6 protein-coding genes are annotated in these 7,483 nt (G+C 70.0%); 2 read left to right on the top strand and 4 right to left on the bottom strand.

Annotated elements, in window-relative coordinates:
* Positions 1-1,963 (top strand): S8 family peptidase (locus tag AX709_RS16815; protein WP_066551095.1); only part of this gene is annotated, 1,963 nt, incomplete at its 5' end.
* 106 nt (positions 1,964-2,069) lie between these two features.
* Here the strand turns inward: AX709_RS16815 and AX709_RS16810 are convergent.
* The 3 genes from AX709_RS16810 to AX709_RS16800 form a co-directional block, all read right to left on the bottom strand.
* Entirely contained in the window at positions 2,070-3,377 is a 1,308-nt protein-coding gene (locus tag AX709_RS16810; RefSeq protein WP_066477121.1) for a sensor histidine kinase, read from the bottom strand.
* Positions 3,378-3,672: 295 nt separating this feature from the next.
* A complete protein-coding gene (locus AX709_RS16805) occupies positions 3,673-4,350 on the bottom strand; it encodes a response regulator transcription factor (RefSeq protein ID WP_066477094.1) in 678 nt (225 codons plus the stop codon).
* Between the two features lie 42 nt (positions 4,351-4,392).
* Complete coding sequence (locus AX709_RS16800; RefSeq protein WP_066477119.1) at positions 4,393-4,707, bottom strand: hypothetical protein; 315 nt, start codon at positions 4,705-4,707, stop codon at positions 4,393-4,395.
* A gap of 102 nt (positions 4,708-4,809) precedes the next feature.
* On the opposite strand from AX709_RS16800, the gene AX709_RS16795 reads away from it, so the two are divergent.
* Complete coding sequence (locus AX709_RS16795) at positions 4,810-6,597, top strand: ABC-F family ATP-binding cassette domain-containing protein (RefSeq protein WP_066551093.1); 1,788 nt, start codon at positions 4,810-4,812, stop codon at positions 6,595-6,597.
* A 129-nt stretch (positions 6,598-6,726) separates the two neighbouring features.
* Here AX709_RS16795 and AX709_RS16790 read toward each other — a convergent pair.
* Positions 6,727-7,483: DUF815 domain-containing protein (locus AX709_RS16790; RefSeq protein WP_066551097.1), on the bottom strand; the 757-nt coding region annotated here is incomplete at its 5' end.

The raw sequence follows: 7,483 nt of genomic DNA, 5'->3' as shown, positions 1-7,483 counted from the left end.
ATCCGTTGCCGGCGGTGCTGGTCGATGCGGTACTGATGCGGCCGGCCGCCGCAACGACGTCGGCACCCACGGCATCGCGTTCGACGCGACGATCATTGCCCTCCGCACCGATACGCCGGGCAGCTGCGCGACCAGCGACCCCGATGTCGACGAAAGCGGCTGCAGCCACAGCGGCACCGCGATTGGATCCGCGATCGACGTGGCGCGCAACGCGGGCGCGCGGGTCATCAACATCTCGCTCGGCGGGTCGCCCCCCAGCAACGCGACGGTGCAGGCGATCAACCGTGCGACCGCCGCCGGCATCGTCATCGTGATCAGCGCGGGCAATGACGGCGACCAGCCCGAAGGCGCCAATCCCGACCCGTTCACGTCGCCCGCCAACGATCCTGCGGTCGGCCGGGGACTGGTGATCATCGCGGGATCGGTCGGCACCACCGACGTGATCTCGCGCTTCAGCAACCGGGCGGGCAGCAGCGCCAATTTCTACCTGGCCGCCGTCGGCGAACAGGTGCGCGCGCCGTGCGAAAACACGTCGGTCTGCCTGTGGTCGGGCACGTCCTTTTCCGCGCCGCAGATCGCCGGCGCGGTTGCGCTGCTCGCCCAGGCGTTTCCGACGCTGAGCGGCGCACAGATCGTCGACCTGCTCTATCGATCGGCGCGCGATGCCGGCGCAAGCGGCGTCGATGCGACCTATGGCCGCGGCATTCTCGACCTGCGTCGCGCCTTCCAGCCGGTCGGGACGACGTCGCTCGCGGGCAGCCAGACGGCGATCTCGACCGCGCGCAACGGCGTGCTGTCTCCGGCAATGGGCGACGCGGCGACCCCCGCCGGGGTCGGTGCGGTCATCCTGGACGGTTTCAACCGCGCCTTCGCGATTGATCTGGCCCAGACCATCGCGCGCGCCGGACCGGCGCGGCAGCTGACCCAGGCGCTGCGGTTAGACCGGCGCAACCTGAGCGCCGGGATCGGCAGCGCGGCGATCGCGATGACGATCGCGCCGGGGCGCACGACGACACAGGTCGAGCAGCTGTTCCTCCACCAGCGCGACGCGTTCCGCGCCCGTGCGCTGGCCGCCAGCGTCACCGGTGCGCTGGGATCGCGCGCCAGCTTCGCGATTGCCGCGTCCGAAGGCAGCGACACGCTCGCCGCCCGGCTGGCCGGACGCCGTGAGCCGGCGTTCCTGGTCGCACGCGACCCGGCCGGCGGCAGCGGCTTCGACCTCGACGTACTGGCGGCGGGCGCGGTACGACATCGCTTCGGCGCGTGGGGCATCACCGGCGCGGTGGACACGGGCGATGTCCTGACCCGCGAATTTGCCGATACCGAGACGCGCGACGGGCGCACGGGGTGGCGGCGACTGCCGTTCAACCGGCTGGTGCTGGGCGTCGACCGCCGCTTCGGCGCGCTGGATGCGCAGCTGAGCTATACCCGGCTCGACGAGCGCGCGACCGTTCTCGGCGCGCGCTTTGCCGACGCGCTGGGCGCGCCGGGCGCGGTCAGCCACTTCGCCGACCTGACGCTGCGCTACGAAGCCGGCGACGGCTGGTCGCTGGGCGGCACGATGCGCCAGGGCTGGACCCGGATCGGCGCGGGCGGCGCGATCAACGGCGGCGGCAGCCTGCGCACCGCCGGCTATGCGTTCGACATCGGCAAGGCAGGGCTGTTCGACGCGCGCGATTCGTTCGGGCTGCGCATCGCCCAGCCGCTGCGGGTGACGCACGGCGGGCTCGACCTCAGCCTGGCGGGGGAATGGGATTATGCGGCGGGCCGCGCGGGCGGCTATCGCCTCCAGCGTCTCAACCTCGCCCCCACCGGCCGCGAGATCGACGCCGAGTGGCGCTACAGCCGACCGTTCGGCCCCGCCAACGCCGACCTCAACCTGTTCTGGCGCCGCGATCCGGGCAATTTCGCCGCGCTGCCCGACGATCTGGGGGTGGCCGCACGGCTGGCACTGGGGTTCTGAGCGGATACGTTTCTCGACTTCGCTCGAAACGAACGGCGAGGCCCGGGATGCCCGCTTCGCCGTTCCGCTCGTTTCGAGCGAAGTCGAGAAACGTGGCTCCCGGACCTCACCCCGCCAGCGGCAGCCTGAGCCGCACCAGCAGCCCGCCCAGATCCTCGCTTTCCTCCAGCGTCACCGTGCCCTCGTAGATTTCGGCGACATCGCGGACGATGGCGAGGCCGAGGCCGGTGCCGGGCTTGCCCGAATCGAGGCGCACGCCGCGGTCGAAGATGCGCTGGCGGTCGCCCTCCGGGATCCCGCCGCCGTCATCCTCGACCAGCAGTTCGGCAAAGCCCATCGCAGCGCGCGCGGTCACGAACACGCTGCCGCCGCCATATTTGGCGGCGTTTTCGACCAGGTTGCCGAGCATCTCGTCGAGGTCCTGACGCTCGATCCGCGCGATCAGCGTCTTGTCGCCGTCCACGTCGATGCGGACATTGGGATAGAGCCGGGCGACCGCGCGCTCGACCGCTTCGACCGAAGCCCAGACCGCCGCGCGGCTGTGCGCCGAACCGCGCCGGCCGACCGCGCGGGCGCGCGCCAGGTGATGGTCGACCTGGCGGCGCATCGTGCGCGCTTCGCGGATCACGGTTGCGTCGAGATCGTTCGACCCGGCGGCGGCGGCATTCATGATGACGGTGAGCGGGGTCTTGAGCGCGTGGGCGAGATTGCCGGCATGGCGGCGGGCCTCCTCCGCCTGGCGGTCGTTATGCTCGATGAGCGCGTTCAGTTCCTCGACCATCGGTGCGACCTCGGCCGGCATCGCGCCCTCGACCCGGCCGGCCTGGCCGGTGCGCAGCCGGGCAAGTTCGCGCCGCACCTTGCCGAGCGGCAGCAGCCCGTACCAGGTCTGCAGCGCGGCCATGCCGATCAGTCCCAGGCCGAGCAGCAGGAAGCTCTGGACCAGGGTTTCGCGCAGCGCGCCGATCTGGGAATCGAGCACCTCGCGGCTCTGCGCGACCTGGAACCGCCACAGCCGGGGCGATCGCGGCAACCGCACGTCGCGCTCGACGATGCGCAGCTCATTGTCGCGAAAGGCGGCGCTGTCGTAGACGTGCACCGCCATGTCGCGATGCGGCTCGCCGGTCGGCAGCGTGCGGTCCCACAGCGAGCGCGAGGGGAAGACGTCGACGCCGGGCGCGCTGATCTGCCAATAGGCCCCTGAATCAGGCTCAAGGAACCGCTGGTCGGCGGGTTCGCGGTTCAGCACGACTTCGCCCGCGGTGTCGATTTCCGCCGACGCGATCATCGCGTTCAGCACATATTCGAGCTGTTCGTCGAAATTGCGCGTGATCGCCTGGGTCAGCACGCGGTCGAGCGCGAAGCCGCCGCCCGCGAGCAGCAGCAGGATCCACGCGCTCGCGATCGCGATCATCCGGCGCGACAGCGATCCGGTGATGCGCACATAGCTGCGCGGGGGCGGCTCGAGCGGGGTTGCGGTCATAGGCTGTCGTCGGGTCTGACCAGACCGGGTTCCTCCGCCCTTTCAGGCGCTCGACCGAACACAACCGTTGCCCCGGCCCGGCACCGGGGTCCCGCTTGTTCTTGCGCCGGATCGGGCAGCGAGACCCCGGCGCACGGCCGGGGTGACGATGGGGGTTGGGTCATCAGGACCTCAGACGCGGTTTCCGCGCCGGACGTTCGGGGTGAGCGCAGCCATGCGGCCTCCGTTACCCGGCGTCCGCGCCAGCGGGTTCTTCCAGGCTGTAGCCGAGACCGCGGATCGTGGTGATGACGTCCGCGCCCAGTTTCTTGCGGATGCGCGTCACGAAAACCTCGATCGTATTCGAATCGCGATCGAAATCCTGGTCATAGATATGCTCGATCAGCTCGGTGCGGCTGACCACCTTGCCCTTGTGATGCAGCAGGTAGCTGAGCAGCTTGTATTCCTGCGCGGTCAGCTTCACCGGCTCGCCCGCCTTGGTCACCTTGCCCGAGCGGGTGTCGAGCCGGATATCGCCGGCGATCAGCTCCGCCGACGCATTGCCCGAGGCGCGGCGGATGAGCGCGCGCAGCCGGGCGATCAGCTCCTCGGTCTGGAAGGGCTTGGCGACGTAATCGTCCGCGCCCGCGTCCAGCCCGGCGACCTTGTCCGACCAGCTGTCGCGCGCGGTCAGCACCAGCACGGGCATCACCCGCCCCTCGCGCCGCCAGCGGTCGAGCACGGTCAGCCCGTCGATTTCGGGCAGGCCCAGGTCGAGGATCACCGCGTCATAGGTTTCGGTCGAGCCGAGAAAATGCCCTTCCTCGCCATCGGTCGCCAGGTCGACGGCATAGCCCGCGCCTTCAAGCGTCTGGCGGAGCTGGTTGCCCAGATTGGGTTCGTCCTCGACGATCAGCACGCGCATGGAACGGTCCTTCTTTCTGACTGGCGGCGGTTGGCCCGCCGGCTATTCCCCGGAACGGCCGACGATCCGGCCGGAGCGGCCGTCGACGTCGATCCAGATCACATGTCCATCGCGCAGGAACTTCAGCGTGTAAATGGCGCTGGCCGAATCGAAGTCGAAGCCCAGATATTGCGCGCCGCGCATCGTCGGCACGACCCGGCGCTCGATCTCGCGCAGCGGCAGCAGGTTGCCGCTGCGGCGCCCTTCGTGCGCGGCCTGCTGGTCGTCGCGCTTGCGCCAGGCCTGGGCGTCGGCCACGCCGACTGCGCCGGGCACAAGGCCCAGCAGCGACAGCGCGATCAGGGAACGTCGGAACATCATCACGCGGTTGCCATAGGTCCCGCGCGTTGAACAGCCTGTGAATAGGATGCGCCATCATCGGCTTGCGCCCGGGCGCGGCGCAACGTAACCGCCCGCGCCATGGCAGCACCGATCCTGAGCTACGAAGACCTTGGCCTCGTCCAGGGCAGCGGGTGGCTGTTCCGCCACCTCGACGTGCATGTCGGCGCGCGCGACCGGCTGGCGCTGATCGGACGCAACGGGGCGGGCAAGACCACGCTGCTCAAGCTGATCGCCGGACGGATCGACGCGGACGAGGGGCGCCGCACCATCGTGCCGGGCACGCGCGTCATCATCCTGGAACAGGAGCCGCGCCTCGACGGGTTCGCGACGCTGATGGATTTCGTGCTGTCGGGCGACGACGCGCCGCAGCGCCATGAAGCCGAGGCGATCGCCGACCAGCTCGACATCGACCTGTCGCGCGCATGCGCCACCGCCAGCGGGGGCGAGCGCCGCCGCGCCGCGATCGCGCGGGCGCTGGCGCAGGACCCCGATGTGCTACTGCTCGACGAACCGACCAACCATCTCGACATCGCGGCGATCGAGTGGCTGGAGGAATGGCTGACCCGCTTTCGCGGTGCCTTCATCGTCATCAGCCACGACCGCGCCTTCCTGACCCGGCTGACCCGTCAGACGCTGTGGCTGGATCGCGGCACGATGCGCCGCGCCGAAATCGGCTTTGGCGGGTTCGAGGCGTGGACCGACCAGGTCGAGGCGGAGGAACGGCGCGCCGCCGAGCGGCTCGACGCACGTCTGAAGATCGAGGAACACTGGCTGCACCGCGGCGTCACCGGGCGGCGGCGGCGCAACCAGGGCCGGCTGACCCAGCTGATGGAAATGCGCGCCGAACGCGCGGCGATGACCGGCCCGCAGGGCACGGCCGCGCTGGCGACCGCCGCCAACGACAGCAAGACGCGCGTGGTGATCGACGCCAAGGGCGCCAGCAAGACCTATGGCGACCGCACCATCATCCGCGACCTCAACCTGCGCATCACGCGCGGCGACCGCATCGGCATCGTCGGGCGCAACGGCGCGGGCAAGTCGACCTTGCTCAAGCTGCTGACCGGCGAGATCGAGCCCGACCAGGGCGAGGTGAAGCTGGCGAGGACGCTGGAGCCGATCATCATCGACCAGCAGCGCAGCCGCATGACCCCCGACAGGACGGTGCGCGACGTGCTGGCGGACGGCGGCGAGTGGATCGACGTGCTCGGCACGCGCAAGCATGTCCACGGCTATCTCAAGGAGTTCCTGTTCGCGCCCGAGCTGATCGATGCGAAGGTCGGCACGCTGTCGGGCGGCGAGCGGTCGCGGTTGCTGATGGCGCGCGAATTCGCGCGGCCCAGCAACCTGCTGGTGCTTGACGAACCGACCAACGACCTCGACCTGGAAACGCTCGACCTGTTGCAGGAAGTGATCGCGGATTACGACGGCACCGTGCTGATCGTCAGCCACGACCGCGACTTTCTCGACCGCACGGTGACGCTGACTGCGGGGCTCGACGGCAGCGGCGAGGTCGATGTGGTGGTTGGGGGCTATGCCGACTGGCAGGCGAAGCGGCGCCAACGCCCGACGGCGACGCGCAAGTCCGCCGCGCCTTCCGAGCGCCCCGCGCCTGCCCCCGCCGCGCCCAAACGCGCCAAGCTCAGCTACAAGGACCAGCGCGACTATGAACTGCTGCCCCAGCAGATTGAAAAGCTCGACCAGCGTATCGCTGCCGATGAAGCTGCACTCGCCGACCCGGCGCTCTATGCACGCGATCCCAAGCGCTTTCAGGCGCTGAGCGAGGCGATCGCCGCCGCACGGGCCGAGAAGGACGCGGCCGAGCTGCGCTGGCTCGAACTGGCCGAGCAGGTCGAGGCGCTGGGCTGATCGGACAAGTTCAATGACCCTTCGACCCGTTCGTTTCGAGCGAAGTCGAGAAACGTCTGGAGCACCCGAACACGCTTCTCGACTTCGCTCGAAGCAAACGGGTCGATCGAGTCGGAGCGGGATGCAGCCCTAAATCTGCACGCCCATACGCCCTGCCAGCTCGACCAGATATTGCCCGGCGACCCGGCCCGAGCGGCTGCCGCGCCGCGTCGCCCATTGCAGGGCATCGGCGGCGTCGAAGGGCAGGCCGTGCTGCTCAGCGCCGCGTGCGACGATCGCCAGATAGCCGTCCTGGTCGATCGCGTGGAAGCCCAGGCTGAGCCCGAAGCGGTCGGCGAGCGCCAGCGCGTCGTCGATCGTGTCGCGCGGGTTGATCGCGCTGTCCTGTTCGGAAAGGTCGCGGGGGACGAGATGGCGGCGATTGGCGGTGACGACCAGCCGGACGTTGGCCGGCCGCGCCTGGGCTCCGCCCTCGAGCAGCGAACGCAGCGCGCGCGCGTCGCCCGACCGGTCGAAGCCGAGATCGTCGATGAAGACCGCGAAGCGCCGGTCGACGCCCGCCAGCGTGTCGAACAGCCGCGCCAGCCCGTCGATCCGTTCGGCGGGCACCTCGACCAGCGCCAGCGTCGCGCCCGCCGCCTGAACCGCCGCGACCGCGCTGGCCACCAGTGCCGACTTGCCGGTGCCGCGCGCGCCCCACAGCAGCACGTCATGCGCGGCATGCCCCGCCGCCAGCCGATCGAAATTGGCCAGCATCGCGGCCTTTTGCGGATCGATGCCGACCAGCCGTTCAATCGGAAGCGGCGCGAAGTCGCGTAGCGCGGCGACCACCTCGCCCTGCCACAGATAGGCGGGATGCGCGACGAGATCGGCCATCGCCGGGGGC

Origin of the sequence: Sphingomonas sp. CCH15-F11 (assembly GCF_001557005.1) — a bacterium.
Lineage (GTDB): Bacteria > Pseudomonadota > Alphaproteobacteria > Sphingomonadales > Sphingomonadaceae > Sphingomonas.
This window is presented reverse-complemented; position numbering and strand designations above follow the sequence as displayed.

What these genes read in the sequence shown, in the direction of transcription:
- AX709_RS16810 (WP_066477121.1), bottom strand. Translation starts at nt 3,377, where the DNA reads ATGATCGCGATCGCGAGCGCGTGGATCCTGCTGCTGCTCGCGGGCGGC.
- AX709_RS16805 (WP_066477094.1), bottom strand. Translation starts at nt 4,350, where the DNA reads ATGCGCGTGCTGATCGTCGAGGACGAACCCAATCTGGGCAACCAGCTC.
- AX709_RS16795 (WP_066551093.1), top strand. Translation starts at nt 4,810, where the DNA reads ATGGCAGCACCGATCCTGAGCTACGAAGACCTTGGCCTCGTCCAGGGC.
- AX709_RS16800 (WP_066477119.1), bottom strand. Translation starts at nt 4,707, where the DNA reads ATGTTCCGACGTTCCCTGATCGCGCTGTCGCTGCTGGGCCTTGTGCCC.